The organism is Staphylococcus sp. HMSC34C02 (genome assembly GCF_001838705.1).
Classification (GTDB): domain Bacteria; phylum Bacillota; class Bacilli; order Staphylococcales; family Staphylococcaceae; genus Staphylococcus; species Staphylococcus borealis.
In genome coordinates this window covers 482,439-482,743 of the sequence record NZ_KV838592.1, presented here as the reverse complement: position 1 = coordinate 482,743, position 305 = coordinate 482,439, and the positions used below count along the sequence as shown (strand labels likewise).

General features: G+C 36.7%; 1 protein-coding gene. It reads right to left on the bottom strand.

Features of this window, described 5'->3' with window-relative positions:
- Positions 1-268, bottom strand: a 268-nt coding sequence (locus tag HMPREF3239_RS12200; RefSeq protein WP_256323757.1) for a DDE-type integrase/transposase/recombinase, incomplete at its 3' end; no start/stop codon positions are given.
- Positions 269-305: the final 37 nt, after the last annotated feature.

The following is a 305-nucleotide window of genomic DNA, read 5'->3' as shown; positions in this document are numbered from 1 at the left end:
TAATTTCGTGGCATGGCGAAAATCCGTAGATCTGGAGAGACCTGCGGTTCTTTTTATATAGACCGTAAATACACTCAATACCTTTTAGAGTATTCTTTGCCGTATTGATACTTTGATATCTTGTCTTTCTTACTTTAATATGACGGTGATCTTGCTCAATGAGGTTATTCAGATATTTCGATGTACAATGACAGTCGGGATTCAGTTTAAACGCTTTAATTACTTTAGCCATTGCGACCTTCGTTGAAGGTGCCTGATCTGTAACTATCTTTTGAGGTTTACCAAATTGTTTAATGAGACGTTTG